We start from the raw sequence: 19213 nt of genomic DNA on the forward strand, positions 1-19213 counted from the left end.
ACATTCCGAACCCGGAAGCTAAGCCTCACAGCGCCGATGGTACTGCAGGGGGGACCCTGTGGGAGAGTAGGACGCCGCCGAACAATTCTTCTGAAAAGCCCCTGATCCATTCGGATCGGGGGCTTTTCGCATTTATCTGAAACCGGACTCGACGGACTCGACGGGCTCTATGGATTCGAGGGATTCGAGGGATTCGACGGATCCGACAGAGCGACGGATTCGATCGACTCGCCAGACGGCCGCGTCAGCCGCGATCAGGGCACCGGACGCACTGCGTCCCCCGCCCAGCCTTGTCTACGCCCGTAGCACCCCTTCACGGCCCGTCTCAAGGGTCGTGGGACCCCATTGGTGTCAGTGGCCGGGTTTGGCGCTGGTGATGACGGCGAAGACGGCGCCGTGGGGGTCGACCAGCTGGGCCAGCCGGCCGACGCCGTGCACGTCCATGGCCGGGATCCGTACGGTCGCGCCGAGGGTGGCGGCGATGGCGAGGCTGGCGTCGGTGTTGGGGACCTCGAAGTAGGGGAGCCAGTGCGAGGTGGTGCCGCGCGCGGTGTGCTCGGGGCCGAGCTGCATGATGCCGCCGTGGGCGTCGTCCGTGCCGCCGCCGGCCGGGGTGAGGACGGTGTACATCACCTCGCCGAGCGGGACGTCCTGCTCCTGCCACTCGAAGACGGCCCGGTAGAAGGACTTGGCGCGTTCGGCGTCGACGCTGTAGCACTCGGTCCAGCAGAGGCTGCCCTCCTCGGTGACGAGGTCCAGGCCGCGGGTGTCGTGCGGCTGCCAGACCGCGAAGTCCGCGCCGGTCGGGTCGGTGTAGCCGGCCATCCGGCCCGCGGAGAAGACGTCGAAGGGGGCGAACCGGACGCGGCCGCCGGACTGTTCGACCAGGGCGGTGGTGTGGTCGGCGTTCTCGGTGGCGAAGTAGATCGTCCAGCCGGGAGCGGCGCCGTCCTCGGCGACCGGGCCGAGGGCGGCGACGGTCCGGCCGTCGAGCTGGAAGAAGCCGTAGCCGCCGGCCTCGGGGCCGGCCGAGTCGAAGGTCCATCCGAACAGCGCGGTGTAGAAGTCGACGGACGCCCGGGTGTCGGGACTGCTCAGGTCGAGCCAGTCCGGGGAACCGGGGCGGAAGTCGGTGTTGAGCATGGCGGCACTGCTCCTCGGACGGGGCCCGGGCGGGCGCGGTCGACGGCGGCCCCCCTCGGTTCCTCCCACCTTGGCACCTCGGCCGGGGCGCTGCACGGCAGCGACGGTTCCGGGGCTGTCGGGGCAGGGCGGTACGGTGCGTAGCGGAATGATCCACCCGTACCGGTCGAAGGGGGTCCGGTGAGCAAGCAGGCGTCGCAGTCCGGGCAGCAGGTGCCGCGCCAGTTGGCGCAGGTCGAGGGCGTGCTGGAGCGGATCACCTACGCCAACGAGGAGACCGGCTACACGGTGGCCCGGGTGGACACCGGCCGGGGCGGGAACGACCTGCTGACGGTGGTGGGCGCGCTGCTGGGGGCGCAGGTCGGCGAGTCGCTGCGGCTGCACGGGCGGTGGGGCTCGCACCCGCAGTACGGGCGGCAGTTCACGGTGGAGAACTACACCACGGTGCTGCCCGCGACCGTCCAGGGGATCCAGCGGTACCTGGGCTCGGGGCTGATCAAGGGGATCGGGCCGCGGTTCGCCGAGCGGATCGTGGAGCGCTTCGGGGTGGACACCCTGGAGGTGATCGAGAACGAGCCGGGCCGGCTGATCGAGGTGCCGGGGCTGGGGCCGAAGCGGACGAAGAAGATCGCGGCGGCCTGGGAGGAGCAGAAGGCCATCAAGGAGGTGATGGTCTTCCTGCAGGGGGTCGGGGTGTCCACCTCGCTGGCTGTGCGAATCTACAAGCAGTACGGCGACGGCTCGATCGGTGTGGTGAAGAACGAGCCGTACCGGCTGGCCTCGGACGTCTGGGGCATCGGCTTCCTGACGGCGGACCGGATCGCCCAGGCGGTGGGCATCCCGCACGACAGCCCGGAGCGGGTGAAGGCCGGCCTGCAGTACGCGCTGTCGCAGAGCACCGACCAGGGGCACTGCTTCCTGCCGGAGGAGCGGCTGATCGCGGACGGCGTGAAGCTGCTCCAGGTGGACGTCGGGCTGGTGATCGACTGCCTGGCGGAGCTGGTGGCGGCCGAGGGGGTGGTGCGCGAGGCGGTCCCGGGGGAGGGCGGCGAGCCGGTCACCGCGGTGTACCTGGTGCCGTTCCACCGGGCGGAGATCTCGCTCGCCAACCAGTTGCTGCGGCTGCTGCGTTCGGACGAGGACCGGATGCCGTGGTTCGGGAACGTGGACTGGCCGGTGGCGTTGGACTGGCTGGCGAAGCGCACCGGGGCGGAGCTGGCGCCGGAGCAGGAGCAGTCGGTGCGGCTGGCGTTGACGGAGCGGGTCGCGGTGCTGACGGGCGGTCCGGGCTGCGGCAAGTCGTTCACGGTGAAGTCGATCGTGACGCTGGCGCTGGCGAAGCGCGCCAAGGTGGTGCTGGCGGCGCCGACCGGCCGGGCGGCGAAGCGGCTGGCGGAGCTGACCGGGGTGGAGGCCTCGACGGTGCACCGGCTGCTGGAGCTGAAGCCCGGCGGGGACGCCGCCTACGACCGGGACCGGCCGCTGGACGCGGACCTGGTGGTGGTCGACGAGGCCTCGATGCTGGACCTGATCCTGGCGAACAAGCTGGTCAAGGCGGTGCCGCCGGGTGCCCACCTGCTGTTCGTGGGGGATGTGGACCAGTTGCCCTCGGTGGGTGCCGGGGAGGTGCTGCGGGACCTGCTGGCCGAGGGCGGGCCGATCCCGTCGGTGCGGCTGACCAGGATCTTCCGGCAGGCGCAGCAGTCCGGCGTGGTGACCAACGCGCACCGGATCAACGAGGGCAGGCCGCCGCTGACGGACGGACTGGCGGACTTCTTCCTGTTCGCCGAGGACGACGCGGAGCGGGCGGCCGGGCTGACGGTGGACGTGGTGGCGCGCCGGATCCCGCAGAAGTTCGGCTTCGACCCGCGCCGGGACGTGCAGGTGCTGGCGCCGATGCACCGCGGCCCGGCCGGCGCGGGGAACCTGAACACCCTGCTCCAGGCGGCGGTGACGCCGGCCCGGGAGGGGCTGGCCGAGCGCCGCTTCGGCGGCCGCACGTTCAGGGTGGGGGACAAGGTCACCCAGATCCGCAACAACTACGACAAGGGGCGGAACGGCGTCTTCAACGGCACAGTGGGAGTGGTGACCGCCCTCAGCGTGGACGACCAGCGGCTGACGGTGCTCACCGACGAGGACGAGGAGGTGGTGTACGAGTTCGACGAACTGGACGAGCTGGCCCACGCGTACGCGGTGACGATCCACCGCTCGCAGGGCAGCGAGTACCCGGTGGTGGTGATTCCGGTCACCATGTCCGCTTGGACGATGCTCCAGCGGAACCTGCTCTACACCGCTGTGACCAGGGCGAGGAAACTGGTGGTGCTGGTGGGGTCACGCAAGGCGATCGGACAGGCCGTTCGGGCCGTCAGCGCAGGTCGGAGGCACACCGCGCTCGATCATCGGCTGTCAACTGGATGATTATCCAACGGGATGGTTGCCTCTAATGTTCTCTTGACGTGAAGAGATTTACGGCAGAGCCTAGGGTGGTGCCGATCTTGTCCGGTTCGTACCGGCTGCGGCGGCAGGTTTTGTAGGGGCGGGCCCTTTCGGGCCACCCCGGGTGCGCGACTGTCCTCCGGATGGGGGATGGTAGAGACAGTCAGGGCACCTTGGAAGAGGATTCATTTCGTCGGTGAGGAAGACGTGAGCGACAACTCGGTAGTACTGCGGTACCAGGACGGCGAGTACGAATACCCCGTCGTCGAGAGCACTGCGGGCAACTCCGGCTTCGACATCTCGAAGCTGCTCCCGCAGACCGGCCTGGTCACCCTGGACAACGGCTTCGGTAACACCGCCGCGTACAAGTCCGCGATCACCTTCGTGGACGGCGACAACGGCATCCTGCGGTACCGCGGCTACCCGATCGAGCAGCTCGCCTCCGATGGCGGCTTCATCGAGACCGCGTACCTCCTGATCAACGGTGAGCTGCCGAACGCGGACCAGCTGGCGGAGTTCAACCGCGAGATCACCCAGCACACCCTGCTGCACGAGGACGTCAAGCGCTTCTTCCAGGGCTTCCCGCGGGACGCCCACCCGATGGCCATGCTGTCCTCGGTGGTCGGCGCGCTGTCCACGTTCTACCCGGAGAGCCACAACCCGTTCGACGCGGCCCAGCGCCACCTGTCGACCGTGCGCCTGCTCGCCAAGCTGCCGACGATCGCCGCGTACGCGTACAAGAAGGCGATGGGCCAGCCCTTCGTCTACCCGCGCAACGACCTGAGCTACGTCGAGAACTTCCTGCGGATGACCTTCGCCGTCCCCGCCGAGGACTACGAGCTCAACCCGGTCGTCGTCAACGCGCTGGACAAGCTGCTCATCCTGCACGCGGACCACGAGCAGAACTGCTCGACCTCCACCGTGCGCCTGGTCGGCTCCAGCCACGCCAACCTGTTCGCCTCGATCTCGGCCGGCATCTCGGCCCTGTGGGGCCCGCTGCACGGCGGCGCCAACCAGGCCGTGCTGGAGATGCTGGAGAGCATCCAGAAGGACGGCGGCGACGTCGACGCCTTCATCACGAAGGTGAAGAACAAGGAAGCCGGCGTCAAGCTGATGGGCTTCGGCCACCGGGTCTACAAGGCCTTCGACCCGCGCGCCGCCCAGGTCAAGCTGCTCGCGCACGAGGTCCTCGGCCAGCTCGGCAAGAACGACGAGCTGCTGGACATCGCGCTCAAGCTGGAGGAGCACGCCCTCAAGGACGACTTCTTCATCTCGCGCAAGCTGTACCCGAACGTGGACTTCTATACGGGTCTGATCTACCGCGCCATGGGCTTCCCGACCAGCATGTTCACCGTGCTGTTCGCGCTCGGCCGGCTGCCGGGCTGGATCGCCCACTGGCACGAGATGATCAACGACCCGACCAGCCGGATCGGCCGCCCGCGCCAGATCTACACCGGCACCGCGATCCGCGACTACGTCCCGCTGGACGCCCGCTGACCGGAGCGGAGCCGACCACCGGCCCGCACGGAAGCTGAAAGGGGCCCGGCCGCTGCCTGAGCGGTCGGGCCCCTTCGCGTCCCGGTGGCGCGCCCGAGGGCCCGCGCGGGGACGGAACCGTACGGCGCACGACTCCGGGGCCGGCCGCAGCCGGGGACGGCCGCTCAAAGCGTCCCAGGCCCGCCAGAACCCCGGCGTCGTGCGCGAAGGCCGTCGAGAGCCGACGACCGTTCCCGGGGCCCGCCGGAGCCCCGTCGACGACAGCCGCTGGAAGCGCGGGGACACGATGCCGTTCAGCGTGTCCCCGCCCATCGGAAAACTGCCGCACTACCAACCTAAGACGTATCAGGGTGCGAGAAGTTACGCCGGGGGGGTGTGAGCTGCCTCTCGCCACGCTCCGTGTGCGCGTCGTACCTCGCTCATACCACATGTTCACACGGGCGGGACGTCACCCTCCCCGCAGTCACGGCAACCGAGCGTGATAGGAATCGTGGCATTCCGGTACGGACCGTCGCGCCATTCGCCACGTGACGGCGGAACTGGGGAGGGAGTGGGCAGATGGCCAGGAACGTCGTCGTCACCGGCGGTGGCACGGGAATCGGGTACGAAGTCGCGCGTCGGTTCGTCGAGGCCGGCGACCGCGTGGTGATCGTGGGCCGCCGCCGGGAGGTCCTGGAGAAGGCCGCGGCCGACCTCGGGCCGAACGTCACCCCGCTGGTGTGCGACCTCGCCGACCCGGACGCCGTCGAGGCCGCGCTCGCCGATCTGCCCGAGCGGATCGACGTCCTGATCAACAACGCCGGCAGCCGGGAGACCGTGATCGGCGGCGGCCCGCACGCCCTGCTGGCGCGCTGGCGCGGCGACTTCGAGCGCAACGTGCTCACCGTGGTGCTGCTCACCGAGTCGGTCCGCGACCGGCTCACCCCGGGCTCCGGCCGTGTGGTCACCATCAGCTCCATCGCCGCCCTGCGCGGGGCCGGTTCGTACGGCGCGGCGAAGGCCTCGCTGCACGCCTGGAACCACTTCCTGGCCGCCCAGTTGGGCACGTCGGGCATCACCGCCAACATCGTCGCGCCGGGCACCGTCGCGGGCACCGAGTTCTTCGGGCCGCGGCTGGACGAGGCCGAGGTCGCCCGCCGGGCCGCCCGCACCCTGCTCGGCCGGATCGGCGAGACCGGTGAGGTCGCGGCGGCGGTGCACTTCCTGGCCTCGCCCGAGGCCGGGTTCATCACCGGCGAGATCCTGCACTGCAACGGCGGCGAGCTGCTGGGGCGTTGAGACGCGCCCGGACAGGCCAGAGGGCCCCGGACCGGTGTCGGTCCGGGGCCCTCGCGCGTGCGGCCGGGGTGTCCGGGCCGCGGGGGTGTCCGGGCGGGGGTGTCCGGGCTCAGGCGGGCCGGAAGCGGCGCAGCCGCAGGCTGTTGGTGACCACGAAGACCGAGGAGAAGGCCATCGCCGCCCCGGCGATCACCGGGCTGAGCAGGCCGGCCGCGGCCAGCGGGATCGCCGCCACGTTGTAGCCGAAGGCCCAGAACAGGTTGCCCTTGATGGTGCCCAGGGTGCGGCGGGAGAGCCGGATCGCGTCGGCCGCCGAGCGGAGGTCGCCGCGGACCAGGGTGAGGTCGCCGGCCTCGATGGCGGCGTCGGTGCCGGTGCCCATCGCCAGGCCCAGGTCGGCCTGGGCGAGTGCGGCCGCGTCGTTGACGCCGTCGCCGACCATCGCCACGACCCTGCCCTCGGCCTGCAGCCGCCTGACGGTGGCGACCTTGTCCTCGGGGAGCACCTCGGCGATCACGTGCTCCGGCGCGATGCCGACCTCGGCCGCCACGGCCCCGGCCACCGCCCGGTTGTCGCCGGTGAGCAGCACCGGGGTCAGGCCCAGTGCCCGCAGTCTGTCGACGGCCTCGGCGCTGGTCGGCTTGACCGCGTCGGCGACCTCCAGCACGGCCCGCGCCTCGCCGTCCCAGCCGACCGCGATCACGGTGCGGCCGGCCGCCTCGGCGGTGGCCTTGGCGCGGGCCAGGGAGGGCGGCAGGTGCAGGGCGCGGTCGGCCAGCAGGGCCTCGTGCCCGGCGACGACCGCGCGGCCCGCCACGACCCCCTCCACGCCCCGGCCGGGCACGTTGCGGAAGTCCGCGACGGCGGGCAGTTCGCCGGCCTCGGCGGCGGCCTCGGCGACCGCCCGGGCGATCGGGTGCTCGGAGGCGTGCTCGACGGCGCCGGCCAGGCGCAGCGCCTCGGCCCCGTCCACGCCCTCGGCGGTGTGCACCGCGACCAGGGCCATCCGGCCGGTGGTGACGGTGCCGGTCTTGTCCAGGACGACGGTGTCCACCGTGCGGGTGGTCTCCAGCACCTCGGGGCCCTTGATCAGGATGCCGAGCTGGGCGCCGCGGCCGGTGCCGACCATCAGCGCGGTCGGGGTGGCCAGGCCCAGGGCGCACGGGCAGGCGATGATCAGTACGGCGACGGCCGCGGTGAAGGCCTCGGTGGGGCTGTCGGTGGTCAGCAGCCAGACCACCAGGGTGGCCAGGGCGATCAGGATGACGACCGGGACGAAGACGGCGGAGATCCGGTCGGCCAGCCGCTGGGCGGCGGCCTTGCCGTTCTGGGCCTCCTCGACCAGCTTGGCCATCCGGGCCAGCCGGGTGTCCGCGCCGACCCGGGTGGCCTCGACCACCAGTCGGCCGCCCGCGTTGACGGTGGCGCCGGTGACGGCGTCGCCGACGGTGACCTCGACCGGGACGGACTCGCCGGTCAGCATCGAGGCGTCGACCGCCGAGGCGCCCTCGACCACCGTGCCGTCGGTGGCGATCTTCTCGCCGGGGCGGACCACGAAGCGGGTGCCGACCGTCAGCCGGTCCACCGGCAGCCGTACCTCCCGCCCGGCCCGGAGCACCGCGACGTCCTTGGCGCCGAGGTCGAGCAGGGCGCGCAAGGCGGCGCCGGCCCGGCGCTTGGAACGGGCCTCCAGCCAGCGGCCGAGCAGGATCAGCACGGTGACGGCGGCGGCGGTCTCCAGGTAGAGCGAGGAGGAGGGGTCGGTGTCGCCGACGGACGGCGAGAACTCGTGGCGCATCCCGGGCCGGCCGGCGTGGCCCCAGAACAGCGCCCAGCAAGACCAGCCGAAGGCGGCCAGGGTGCCGAGCGAGACCAGGGTGTCCATGGTGGCGGCGCCGTGCCGCAGGTTGGTCCAGGCGGCGCGGTGGAAGGGCAGGCCGCCGTAGACCACGACCGGGCCGGTGAGGGCGAAGGCCAGCCACTGCCAGTCGGTGAACTGGAGGGCCGGGACCATCGACAGCAGGACGACCGGGAGGCTGAGGACGGCGCTGATCAGCAACCGGTCACGCAGAGGGTCGGCGGGCTCGGGCTCGGATCCGGGCTCGGGGGCGGCCGGGGCCGGGGGCGGCGGGAGTACGGCGGTGTAGCCGGTGCGCTCGACGGTGGCGATCAGCTCCTCGACCGTGGTGCCGGGGCCGAAGTCGACCCGGGCCTTCTCGGTGGCGAAGTTGACGGTGGCCTCGACGCCGTCCATCCGGTTGAGCTTCTTCTCGATCCGGGCCGCGCAGGAGGCGCAGGTCATCCCGCCGATCGACAGCTCGACCCGGTCCCGGGCCCCGAGGTCCGGGGCGGACGTGCTCATGCGGATCAGCTCCTTGGTCGGGCGGACGGCGGGAGCGGTTCGAGGCCCCCGCCGTGCCGGGGGGTCAGGCGCTGCGGCCGACCAGCTCGTAGCCGGCCTCGTCGATCGCGGCGCGCACCTGCTCGTCGTCCAACGGGGCGGCGGAGGAGATCGTCACGGTTCCGGCCGCGGCGTCGGCGGCGACCTCGGTGACCCCGGCCAGGGCGGAGACCTCCTCGCTGATCGCCTTCTCGCAGTGGCCGCAGCTCATGCCGGACACGGTGTAGGTGATGGTGCTGGACATGGAGGCCTCCGGGAGGTCAGGGCGGCCCGGGTGCTGCCCGGGATGCGGCGCCGACAACGACTCTGCTACCGACAGCATACCCCTCCAGGGTATTTCCGGGCGGGGCGGGGTGGGATGTCCCGCGGTGCGGGGGACGGGCCGGTAGGCCTCGCCCGTGATCGTCCCTTATGTTCGGTATGTGTTTCCGCTCCGCCGCGCCCAGTCTCCCTCGGCTCCCACGGCAGCCGGACTGCCGCCGGACCGGCAGCGCGGCGCCCTGCTCGCCGCCGACCTCCAGGACGTGCCGTTCTGGCGGCGTGCCACCCCGGCACTGATCGCCGTCCTGCTGGTCGGGCTCGCGGACTTCCTCTCCGGCAAGGACCGCTACCTCGCTCCGCTGATGACCGTGGTGCCGACCATCGCGGCGCTGACCCTGAAACCCGGCGAACTGCTCCTGGTCTGCTTCCTCGGGCTGGTCACGGTGTTCGGGCTCAGCCACCACGACGAGGTCGACAACATCAACGACGCCCGCTTCCTCTACGGGGCGATGGTCAGCTACGTCGTGCTGACGCTGTTCTCGGCCTGGGTCGCCAAGATCCGGATGCGGCGGGCGGCGGCCTTCGCGGCCGTCAGCTCCGTCGCCGAGGCCGCCCAGCGGGCGCTGCTGCAGCTGCCGGGGCCGACCGTCGGACCGCTGCGGCTCGCGGTGCGGTACGTGTCGGCGGCGGACGCCTCACAGATCGGCGGGGACCTGTACTCGGTGCTGGAGACCCCGCACGGCACCCGGGTCGCGGTCGGGGACGTCCGGGGCAAGGGGCTGGCGGCGGTGCAGACCGCGGCCGTGGTGCTGGGCGCGTTCCGCGAGGCGGCGTACGACGAGGCCGGGCTGCGGGGCGTCGCCGCGCGGATCGAGGCCAGCGTCGAACGGCACGTGCCGGACGGGGAGTTCACCACGGCGCTGTTCGCGGAGTTCCGGACGCCGGGGGCGATGGAACTGCTGCAGTACGGGCACGTGCCGCCGATCCGGGTGGACGGCGAGGGACGGGCGCACGTGCTGCACGCGCCCGACCCCTGGGTGCCGCTGGGGCTCGGCCGGCTGGCGGCGGGGGAACCGACGACCTGGGAGCAGCCGTTCGGCGCGGAGGACGTGCTGGTGCTCTGCACGGACGGGGTGATCGAGGCGCGGCACCGGACGAACGGGGAGTTCTACCCGCTGGCGGAGCGGGTCGGGCCGCTGGTGCGGGGAGCCGCGCGCTCGGCGGGGGAGCTGGAGGCGGCGGTGGGGCGGGTGTACGCGGACCTGCTGGCGCACACGGGCGGGGAGCTGCGGGACGACGCCCTGCTGCTGCTGATCGCGCGGATGGACGGGTGAGGGGCGCTCCGCAGGGGCCTGGGGGCCGGGGCGGGGCGTGGTGCGGGTGGGGGGCCTCCGCCCCGCGCAGTTCCCCGCGCCCCTGCCGGGGGGCTCGGGGAACTGCGCGGGAAACAGGCAGGAAGGGTCCCGGGGATCTGCCTGAGAGCGAGGGCCGGGAGGGGCGCGCTCGGGGAACCGGGCGAGGGGGCCCTGCGGGGGCTCAGGTGGCGGTGATGTCGGCGAGGGTGCGGAAGACGAGGGCGGTGGAGGTGGCGCCCGGATCCTGGTGGCCGATGCTGCGGTCGCCGAGGTAGGAGGCGCGGCCCTTGCGGGCCCGGAGCGGGACGGTGTCGAGGGCGCCCTGTTCGGCGGCGTCGGCGGCCGCCGCGGCCGCCGCGGGGAGGCCGGCGCCGGCCGCGGCGCGGAAGGCGGCGACGGCCGGGGTCCAGGCGTCCACGATGGTCTTGTCGCCGGGTTCGGCCTTGCCGAGGAGGCGGACGGCGTCCAGGCCGGCCGACAGGGCCTCGGCGACCGCGGCCGGGCCGGCCGGCTCGGGCAGGGCGGCGCCCATCGCGCGGAAGGCCTTGCCGTAGAGCGGGCCGGAGGCGCCGCCGACCTTGGAGATGAGCGTGGTGCCGGTTTTGGTGAGGACGGCGCCCGGGCCGGCCGGCCGGAGGCCGTCCAGGGCGGTCAGGGCGGCGGCGAAGCCGCGCTGGAGGTTGCTGCCGTGGTCGCCGTCGCCGATCGCCGAGTCCAGCTCGGTGAGCCGGGAGCGCTCCTTCTCGACGGCCGCGGCGATCGCGCGGATCCAGGCCTCGGCCAGGGCGGTGTCGAAGTCCATGGGGTCTCCTTCGGTGTGGCTCGGGGCTGGGGCGAATCGCTCGGACACGCCCTACGCCCGCTTGAGGGCGGGGGTGTCGACCGGGGCGTCCCAGAGTTCGAGCAGCTGGGCGTCGGCCTTGGTGAGGGTGAGCGAGAAGCCGGCCATGTCCAGGCTGGTGACGTAGTTGCCGACCAGGCTGCGGGCCACCGTGATGCCGCGCTCGGCGAGCCTGGCGGCGACCTCGCCGTAGACCACGTACAGCTCCAGCAACGGGGTCCCGCCGAGGCCGTTGAGCAGGGCGATCACCTCGTCGCCAGGGGTCAGGTGGTGGTCGGTCAGGATGGTCTCGACCACCTCGGCGGCGAGTTCGCGGGCCGGGCGGAGCTTCTCGCGCCGGCGGCCGGGCTCGCCGTGGATGCCGACGCCGACCTCGATCTCGTCCTCGGGCAGGTCGAAGCCGGGCTTGCCGGCCGCCGGCACGGTGGCCGCGGTGAGCGCGATCGCGAAGGAGCGGGAGGCGGCGTTGACCCGCTCGCCCAGGGCGGCCACCTCGTCCAGCGGGGCGCCGCGCTCGGCCAGCGCGCCGGCGGTCTTCTCGACCAGGACGGTCGCGCCGGTGCCCCGGCGCCCGGCCGTCCAGGTGGAGTCCTCGACCGCGACGTCGTCGTTGACCAGGACGGTGCGGACCTCCAGCCCCTCCTCGGCGGCGAGTTCGGCGGCGAGCTCGAAGTTCATCACGTCGCCGGTGTAGTTCTTCACGATGAAGACCACGCCGGCGCCGGTCTCCACGGCCTTGGCGGCGGCCAGCATCTGGTCCGGCACGGGCGAGGTGAACACCTCGCCGGGGCAGGCGGCGTCGAGCATGCCGGGGCCGACGAAGCCGCCGTGCAGCGGCTCGTGGCCGGAGCCGCCGCCGGAGATCAGCGCGACCTTGGCGGTGGCCGGGCGGGCGGCCCTGGTGATCACCCGGTTGGGGATGTCCACCGCCAGCTCCGGATGGGCGGCGGCGATTCCGGCCAGCGCGTCCTCCAGGACGCCCTCCGGGGTGTTGATCAGCTTCTTCAACGTTCTTCGCTCCCTTGGTGACCTGGGTGACCTGGGCGGGGACGCCACGGCCGTCGACGCCGTCGCCCCGACGCTACGCCAGACGGGGGTGGTGGGCACGGGGTGCGACACGCGGGATTCCGATCACTCTCCCGGAGCAGCGGGTTCCGGCCGTAGGGTCGGCCGCATGAGTGAGAACGTGGGCATTGTTCTGGTCTCGCACAGCGCCCGGCTCGCGGAGGGGCTGCGCGAGCTGCTCGGCGAACTCGCCTCGGACGGCGTGCGGGTGGTGGTCGCGGGCGGCACCGAGGACGGCGGACTCGGCACCAGCTACGACCTGATCGCGGCGGCGATCGCGCGGGCCGACGCCGGGGCGGGCGTGGTCGTGCTGCCGGACCTCGGCAGCTCGGTGCTCACCGCCGTCACGGTGCTGGAGGACGAGCCGCGCCCGGGCGTGAAGCTGGCCGACGCGCCGTTCGTGGAGGGCGCGGTGGCCGCCGCCGTCACCGCCTCGACCGGGGCCGGGCTGGCCGAGGTGGTCGCGGCGGCCGAGGACGCGCGCGGTTTCCGGAAGCTCTGAGCTCCGGGCAGCGCCGAAGGGAGTCCGGAAGGAAGCGCCGGAGGAAGCCCGGACGGGAGCGCCGAAGGGAGCCCCGGCCGAAGGGAGCTCCGGCCGAAGGGAGCCCCCGCGGGACGCCCCCGGGGGAAGCTCCGGTCACTTGGCGTCGGCGTAGCAGTCCACCACCGCCGTGCTGAGCGGGAAACGCACCGGGGTGTCGCCGAACACCAGCCGGCGGGCCTCCTCGGCCGCCTCGGCGATGGCGGCGGCCACCTCGTCGGCGAGGTTGGCCGGGGTGTGCACGATCACCTCGTCGTGCTGGAAGAACACCAGGTGCGGGCGGTCCGCCGGGCTGGGCACCGGCAGTCCGTTCAGTCGGCGGCGCAGCGCCGCGAGCAGGGCGAGCGCCCAGTCGGCGGCACTGGCCTGGATGACGAAGTTGCGGGTGAAGCGCCCACGGGCGCGGGCGGTGCGGCCGCCGGCCTCGCCCGCCGTCTCGCCCTCGGTGAGGTCGAGGAAGTCCGCGGAGGCCGGCGGGCAGACCCGGCCGAGCCGGGAGGCGACCACGCCGCCGTCCTCTCCGGTGCGGGCGGCGGCCTCGACGTAGCCCATCGCGGCCGGGTAGCGGCGGTGCAGGGTGTTCAGCAGCGGGCCGATGTCGCCGCTGGTCTGCCCGTACATGGCGCCGAGCAGGCCGAGCTTGGCCTTCTCGCGGTCGCCCTGGAAGGCGTGGGCGGCGAGTGCCTCGTACAGGTCGCCGCCGGCGGCGGTGCGGGCCAGCCCGGCGTCCTGGGAGAGCGCGGCCAGCACTCGTGGCTCCAGCTGGGCGGCGTCGGCGACGACCAGGTGCCAGCCCGGGTCGGCGACCACGGCGCCGCGCAGGATGCGCGGGATCTGCAGGGCGCCGCCGCCGCGGCTGGCCCAGCGGCCGGAGACCACGCCGCCGACCACGTACTCGGGCCGGAACCTGCCGCCGCGGGCCCAGGCGTCCTGCCAGGCCCAGCCGTGGGCGACGTGGATCCGGGACAGCTCCTTGTAGCGGACCATCAGCCGCGCGGCCGGGTGGTCGACGCCCTTGAGCTCCCAGGAGCGGGTGGAGCCGAGCTGGAGGCCCGCCTCGGCGAAGGCGCGCAGCACCTGGGCGTGCGAGTCGGGGTTGAACGGCTTGGCGCCGAGGGCCTGGTGGAGCTCGACGGCGAGTTCGGCGAGGAGCCTGGGCTGGGTGCCGGAGACGGTCGGACGGGGGCCGAGCAGCTCGGTCAGCAGCCGGTCGTGGACGTCGGCCCGCCAGGGCAGCCCGTCGTGGGCCATCTCGGCGGCGACCAGGGCGCCGGCCGACTCGGCGGCGACCAGCAGCCGGAACCGCTGCCGGGCGGCCGGGTCGGTGAGGGCGGCGATCCGGCGCTGCTGTTCGGCGTGGACGGCGACCACGGCCGCCAGTGGGTCGGCGCCGGGCGGCAGTTGCAGCCGGTCGGGGGCGAACAGGGTGTCCTGGCCGTCGTCCGCGTCGGCCAGGCCGGGCTCGGGCAGGTCGTCGGGGACGGGCAGGCCGCGCAGCCGGGCCCAGGCCGCGCCGAGTGAGCGGGGCGCGCCGAAGCGGCCCTCGTGCGCCAGCAGCAGTGCCTCGACCAGCCGGAGGTCGTGGCAGCGGGCGAGCCGGTCGGGCAGGCGCGGCAGCAGCGGGGTGTACGCCGAGTCGGCCGCGGCCCAGACCCAGCGCGGACTCTCGGCGGCCTCCCGGGCGGCGACGGCGGCGGCGAGGTCGCGCACGGCCTCCGGCGGGCCGAGCGGGGCGCCCGCGTCGTCCAGCGGCTGGAGCCGGCCGCCGGGGCCGTGCGGGTCGGGCGCGAGGGCGGTCCTGGGTGCCACGGGGGCTGCTCCTCTCCGGCGCGCGGTCGGGCGTGCGGGGACGGGGACGGGACGGGGTGCGAGCCCGCGGGCGGGGCGCGCCGCGGCCCGCGACCGACGGGTCCGCGCCGTCGACGTTAACGGGTGGGTCCGACAACGGGCGGCAGGCGGGTGCGGCGGGGGTCGGCGGGCGGGTGCGGCAGGGCCCACGGGCGGCGGTCCGCGGCGGGCGGTAAAGCGTATGAGCGGGGCGGGTGACACGGCGTATGGTCGCGAAATGACCGAGAACCCGTTCTTCCAGGCCAGCCCGCTGGTCTACGAACTCCCGCCGTTCGCCGAGATCCGCGAGGAGCACTACCTGCCCGCGTACGAGCGGGGCATGGCCGAGCAGCTGGCCGAGATCGCGGCGATCACCGCCGACCGGAGCCTGCCGACCTTCGAGAACACCCTGGTGGCCCTGGAACGCTCCGGGGAGCTGCTGCGCCGGGTCGACGCGGTGTTCCTCAACCAGTCCTCCTCGGACACCACCGACGTGCTGGACGAGGTGGAGGCGAAGGTGAGCCCGCTGCTCGCCGCCCACCACGACGCGATCCACCTGGACCTCGCGCTGTTCGCCCGGATCGAGGCGCTGTACGAGGAGCGCGCCGGGCTCGGCCTGGACCCGGAGTCGCTGCGCCTGCTGGAGCGCCGGTACACCGCCTTCGTGCGGTCCGGAGCCCGCCTGGGCGCGGCCGAGCAGGCCCGGCTGCGCGAGCTGAACGCCGAACTCGCCGCGCTCGGCACCACGTTCCAGCAGAACGTGAACGCCGTCACCCGCTCCGCTGCGCTGGTGCTGGACTCCGCCGAGGAGCTGGCCGGGCTGTCGGAGGGCGCGATCGCCGGCGCCGCGGAGAACGCCCGCGTGCTCGGCCACCCCGGGAAGTACGTGCTGAGCGTGCGGAACACCTCCGGCCAGGCGGAGTTGGCCCAGCTCACCGACCGCTCGGTGCGCGAGCGGCTGCTGGCCGCCTCGCTCGGCCGGGGCCTCGACGTCAACGGCCCGCTGGCGATCCGGATGGCCGCGTTGCGCGCCGAGCGGGCCGCGCTGCTGGGGCACCCGAGCCACGCCTCGTACGTGGTGGCGGACGAGACGGCCGGCACCGTCGAGGCGGTCTCCGGGCTGCTGTCCCGACTGGTCGGCCCGGCCGTGGCGATGGCCCGCCGGGAGGCCGGGGAGCTGGCCAGGGAGGCCGCCGCGGACGGGATCGGGGAGACCGCCGCGCACGACTGGGCGTACTACTCGGAGAAGGTCCGGCAGAGCTCCTACCAGGTGGACGCGGCGGTGCTGCGCCCGTACTTCGAACTGGAGCGGGTGCTGAGGGACGGCGTGTTCTTCGCCGCGAACCTGGCGTACGGGGTGAGCTTCACCGAGCGGCCGGACCTGATGGCGCACCACCCGGACGCCAGGGTCTTCGAGGTGTTCGAGGAGGACGGAAGCCCGCTGGGCCTGTTCATCGGCGACTTCCACGCCCGGGCGTCCAAGCGCGGCGGCGCGTGGATGTCCGAGCTGGTCGCCCAGTCCGGGCTGACCGGGCGGCGGCCGGTGGTGCTGAACAACCTGAACATCCCGCGTCCGGCGCCCGGCGAGCCGGCGCTGATGGACTGGGACGAGGTGCGCACGCTGTTCCACGAGTTCGGGCACGCGCTGCACGGGCTGTTCTCGGACGTGCGCTACCCGCTGTTCTGGGGCACCTCGGTGCCCCGGGACTTCGTCGAGTTCCCCTCGCAGGTCAACGAGATGTGGATGGTCCGGCCGGAGGTGCTGGCCAACTACGCCCGCCACCACGCGACCGGGGAGGCGCTGCCGGCCGAGCTGGTCGAGCGGATGAAGGCGGCCGAGGGCTTCGGTCAGGGCTTCCGGACGGTGGAGTACCTGGCGGCCACGCTGCTGGACTGGGCGTGGCACACCGTGCCGCGGGGCACGGAGATCGCGGACGCCGAGGAGTTCGAGGCGCGGGCGCTCGCCGCGGCCGGGATCGCGGTGGACGCGATCCCGCCGCGCTACCGGACGGCGTACTTCCAGCACATCTTCGCCAGCGGCTACAGCGCGGCGTACTACGCGTACATCTGGTCGGAGGTGCTGGACGCGGACACCGTGCAGTGGTTCGAGACCAACGGCCGCCCGGTGCGGGAGAGCGGCGAGCTGTTCCGCCGCGAGCTGCTGTCGCGCGGGTTCAGCCGGGACCCGCTGGAGTCCTTCCGCGCGGTGGTCGGGCGGGCGCCGGAGACCGGGCCGCTGCTGGCCCGCCGGGGGCTGGCGTGAGCGGCCCGGCCACGACGCTCGCCGGGCGGCTCACCGGGTTGCTCGTCGGGCGGCTCGCCGGGCGGTTCACCGCGCGGTGAGCGTGACCGTCACGGTCGTGCCCGGGCGGGCGTGCGGGAGCCGGATGCGTACGGTTCCCGCGTGCCCGCCCGTCGGCTGCTCGACCTCGACCCGGGCGCCGGCCGGGGCGACGGTGACCGCGGCCCCGTGCGGGAACGCGGCCGGGGGAAGCAGGAGTTCGCTGCCGCGTCCGGTGCCGTCGGCGCGCCAGCTCACGCCGGTGGCGGCCGTCCGGACGTCCGTGCCCGCGACGGCCACCGGGTACGGGCCGAAGGCGGGCTCGTCGCCGGGGGCGGGGCGCCCGGCCGGGTCGAGCGCGCAGTAGCCGCCGGCGCCCCGGCACCAGTACCACATCGTCCAGCCCTCGGCGAAGCCGTCCATCGCGGCGACCTGACGGCGGACCAGCTCGGCGTTGCCCGGGGTGCGGGAGTTCGGCGGGCCCCACTCGCCGACCAGGACGGGCAGGCGGTGGGCGGCCGGGTAGTCGGTGATCGTGGCGGTGTACCGCTCGACGAAGCCGCCGGCCGGATCCCAGTCGGCGCCGCCCTCGACCGCGGTGTCGTAGAAGTGCGGCGCGTAGCCGAGCCGGGGTGCGCCGGGGCGCGGGTCGGCGAAGCCGGGCAGCCGGGTGGGTACGCCCTGGCCGACCAGCACGGTGGGTTCCACGAACAGCCAGGCGCGGGAGTCGGACCGGCGCACGGCGGCGATCAGGCGGCGGTACATGTCGGCGAGCCGGCCCTGCTCCAGGGCGGCGGCGGAGGCGGCCAGCACGGCCGGGTCGCTCGGGTCGCCGTCCACCGGGCCGAACGGCTCGTTGAACAGGTCGTAGCCCAACAGTGAGCGGTGGCCGCGCAGTTCGCGGGCGAGTCGGGTGTAGAAGTCGGACTGCCAGGCGCGCAGGTCGGGGTCGTCGTAGAGGTGCCGGAAGGCGGCCTGGACGGCGGGCTGGAAGTAGCCGGCGAACCAGTCGTCCGGGTCCGGGGTGAAGGGCAGGTCGTCGTCCCGGGTGGCCCAGGCGGGGACGCCGTTGTTGCCGCCGACGAACTTCGGCCCGTAGACGTCCTGGTGGAAGTCGACCAGGACCAGCAGGCCGAGTCGGTCGGCCCGGTCGAGGAGCCGCTGGAGGCGGCGCAGCTCGGTGGTGTCGAGGTGGCCGCGCCGGGGTTCCAGCCTGGTCCAGGAGACCGGCAGCCGGACCAGGGTGAAGCCCTGGGCGGCGACGGAGTCGAGGTCGGCCGCGGTGGCCTCGGCGTACTTGTCGAGGTTGAAGCCGCGCAGCCGCAGGTGGCGGCCCTGGGCGTCGGTGAGGGAGGTGCGGCCGTCGGCGGCGGTGGCGGTGCCGGTGGGGAATCGGTCCGGCGGCCCGTCGTGGGCCGAGGCCGGGACGGCGGTGAGGGCGACGGTGGCGGCGAGCAGCAGGGCGACGGCGGTGCGGCGCAGGCGCATCGGGGACCTCGCACGGCGGGGGTGGGGGTGGGGCCCGATGATGCCCGGACTGTCGTGTGCCGCACAAGGGTTCAGTCGGCGGACGGTGCTTCGCAGGTGCTCCGGCCGGCGGGCGTCACGGTCGGCGGACGTGTCGGCCGGCCGGCGGTTCAGTCGGCGGACGGTTCAGTCGGCGGACGGTTCCGGCGCGGGCGGCAGGACGGCGGTCGGCAGGTCCGCGGCGGCGGCCAGCCGGCCCCAGAGCAGGTCGGCCAGCGCCTGCACCATCCGGGTGCGCGAGCAGGGCTTGCTCTCCAGCCACCAGTCCCCGGCGGCCAGCACCATGCCGGTGATGCCCCGGCCCCAGGCCTCGGCGAGCAGGTCGCGGTCGGCGCCGAGGTCGACCTGGCTCTGCACGGCCCGGGTGATCTCCTCGGCGATCTGCCGGAGCGCGGGGGCGAGCGCGTTGCCGGCGCCGCTCGGGTCGCCCGGCTCGGGGTGGGTGAGCAGCCGGTAGACCTGGGGGCGGGCCTCGATCCCGGCGAGGTAGGTGTCCAGGACGTGCTCGACCCGGTCGCGGCGCTCCAGCGGTTCGGCGAGGGCGGCCCGGACGGCGGCCAGCAGGCCGCCGGTGTGGCGTTCGGTCAGGGCTCTGATCAGGCCGTTCCGGTCGCCGAAGTGGCGGTAGAGGATCGGTTTGGTGATGCCGGCCTCGGCGGCGATGGCGTTCATGCTGGCGCCCGGCCCCTCGCGCTGGATGACCCGGTCGGCGGCGTTGAGCAACTGCTCGCGGCGGGGCTCTCGGGACATGCGCTGCTCC

The 19213-nt window shown here is 73.8% G+C and carries 14 protein-coding genes and 1 rRNA gene; 7 read left to right on the forward strand and 8 right to left on the reverse strand.

Translation table 11 applies throughout. The annotated features are described in order from the left end of the window. Positions 1-83: ribosomal RNA gene (gene rrf / locus ACZ5OX_RS21055) — 5S ribosomal RNA — on the forward strand; the annotation flags it as partial. 268 nt (positions 84-351) lie between these two features. Here rrf and ACZ5OX_RS21060 read toward each other — a convergent pair. Then, the gene (locus tag ACZ5OX_RS21060) at positions 352-1143 is read right to left on the reverse strand and encodes a VOC family protein (protein ID WP_465631908.1); all 792 of its coding nucleotides are present in this window, start codon (positions 1141-1143) and stop codon (positions 352-354) included. 180 nt (positions 1144-1323) lie between these two features. On the opposite strand from ACZ5OX_RS21060, the gene recD2 reads away from it, so the two are divergent. The 3 genes from recD2 (at position 1324) to ACZ5OX_RS21075 (ending at position 6354) form a co-directional block, all read left to right on the forward strand. Then, on the forward strand, positions 1324-3561 hold the full coding sequence (gene recD2, locus ACZ5OX_RS21065; protein WP_449792341.1) for an SF1B family DNA helicase RecD2: 2238 nt from the start codon (positions 1324-1326) through the stop codon (positions 3559-3561). Positions 3562-3786: 225 nt separating this feature from the next. Then, positions 3787-5076, forward strand: a complete 1290-nt coding sequence (locus tag ACZ5OX_RS21070) for a citrate synthase (RefSeq protein ID WP_355264308.1) — start codon at positions 3787-3789, stop codon at positions 5074-5076. A gap of 558 nt (positions 5077-5634) precedes the next feature. Continuing rightward, positions 5635-6354, forward strand: coding sequence for an SDR family NAD(P)-dependent oxidoreductase (locus tag ACZ5OX_RS21075; protein ID WP_465631911.1), 720 nt, complete (start codon positions 5635-5637; stop codon positions 6352-6354). Between the two features lie 109 nt (positions 6355-6463). Here the strand turns inward: ACZ5OX_RS21075 and ACZ5OX_RS21080 are convergent, their stop codons facing one another. Next, positions 6464-8716 (reverse strand): heavy metal translocating P-type ATPase, encoded by a 2253-nt coding sequence (locus ACZ5OX_RS21080; RefSeq protein ID WP_465631913.1) that lies wholly within the window; start codon positions 8714-8716, stop codon positions 6464-6466. A gap of 64 nt (positions 8717-8780) precedes the next feature. Continuing rightward, the gene (locus ACZ5OX_RS21085; protein WP_465631915.1) at positions 8781-8999 is read right to left on the reverse strand and encodes a heavy-metal-associated domain-containing protein; all 219 of its coding nucleotides are present in this window, start codon (positions 8997-8999) and stop codon (positions 8781-8783) included. Between the two features lie 178 nt (positions 9000-9177). Between ACZ5OX_RS21085 and ACZ5OX_RS21090 the strand changes: the two genes are divergently transcribed. After that, on the forward strand, positions 9178-10350 hold the full coding sequence (locus ACZ5OX_RS21090; RefSeq protein WP_465631917.1) for a PP2C family protein-serine/threonine phosphatase: 1173 nt from the start codon (positions 9178-9180) through the stop codon (positions 10348-10350). Positions 10351-10552: 202 nt separating this feature from the next. On the opposite strand, the gene dhaL is transcribed toward ACZ5OX_RS21090, so the two are convergent. Next, on the reverse strand, positions 10553-11173 hold the full coding sequence (gene dhaL / locus ACZ5OX_RS21095; RefSeq protein ID WP_465631919.1) for a dihydroxyacetone kinase subunit DhaL: 621 nt from the start codon (positions 11171-11173) through the stop codon (positions 10553-10555). A 51-nt stretch (positions 11174-11224) separates the two neighbouring features. Continuing rightward, positions 11225-12220 carry a dihydroxyacetone kinase subunit DhaK gene (gene dhaK, locus ACZ5OX_RS21100; protein WP_465631921.1) on the reverse strand — a complete coding sequence of 332 codons (996 nt, stop codon included), beginning with the start codon at positions 12218-12220 and terminating at the stop codon, positions 11225-11227. 166 nt (positions 12221-12386) lie between these two features. On the opposite strand from dhaK, the gene dhaM reads away from it, so the two are divergent. Further along, complete coding sequence (gene dhaM, locus ACZ5OX_RS21105; RefSeq protein ID WP_449792335.1) at positions 12387-12779, forward strand: dihydroxyacetone kinase phosphoryl donor subunit DhaM; 393 nt, start codon at positions 12387-12389, stop codon at positions 12777-12779. 135 nt (positions 12780-12914) lie between these two features. Here dhaM and ACZ5OX_RS21110 read toward each other — a convergent pair whose 3' ends face one another. Further along, positions 12915-14627 carry a bifunctional 3'-5' exonuclease/DNA polymerase gene (locus tag ACZ5OX_RS21110; protein WP_465631924.1) on the reverse strand — a complete coding sequence of 571 codons (1713 nt, stop codon included), beginning with the start codon at positions 14625-14627 and terminating at the stop codon, positions 12915-12917. A gap of 256 nt (positions 14628-14883) precedes the next feature. On the opposite strand from ACZ5OX_RS21110, the gene ACZ5OX_RS21115 reads away from it, so the two are divergent. Further along, positions 14884-16908 carry a M3 family metallopeptidase gene (locus ACZ5OX_RS21115; RefSeq protein ID WP_465631926.1) on the forward strand — a complete coding sequence of 675 codons (2025 nt, stop codon included), beginning with the start codon at positions 14884-14886 and terminating at the stop codon, positions 16906-16908. Between the two features lie 66 nt (positions 16909-16974). Here ACZ5OX_RS21115 and ACZ5OX_RS21120 read toward each other — a convergent pair whose 3' ends face one another. After that, the gene (locus ACZ5OX_RS21120) at positions 16975-18414 is read right to left on the reverse strand and encodes a cellulase family glycosylhydrolase (RefSeq protein WP_465631928.1); all 1440 of its coding nucleotides are present in this window, start codon (positions 18412-18414) and stop codon (positions 16975-16977) included. A gap of 165 nt (positions 18415-18579) precedes the next feature. Continuing rightward, complete coding sequence (locus ACZ5OX_RS21125; RefSeq protein ID WP_449792331.1) at positions 18580-19203, reverse strand: TetR/AcrR family transcriptional regulator; 624 nt, start codon at positions 19201-19203, stop codon at positions 18580-18582. Positions 19204-19213: the final 10 nt, after the last annotated feature.

It is taken from the genome of Kitasatospora sp. NPDC032121 (genome assembly GCF_055580145.1).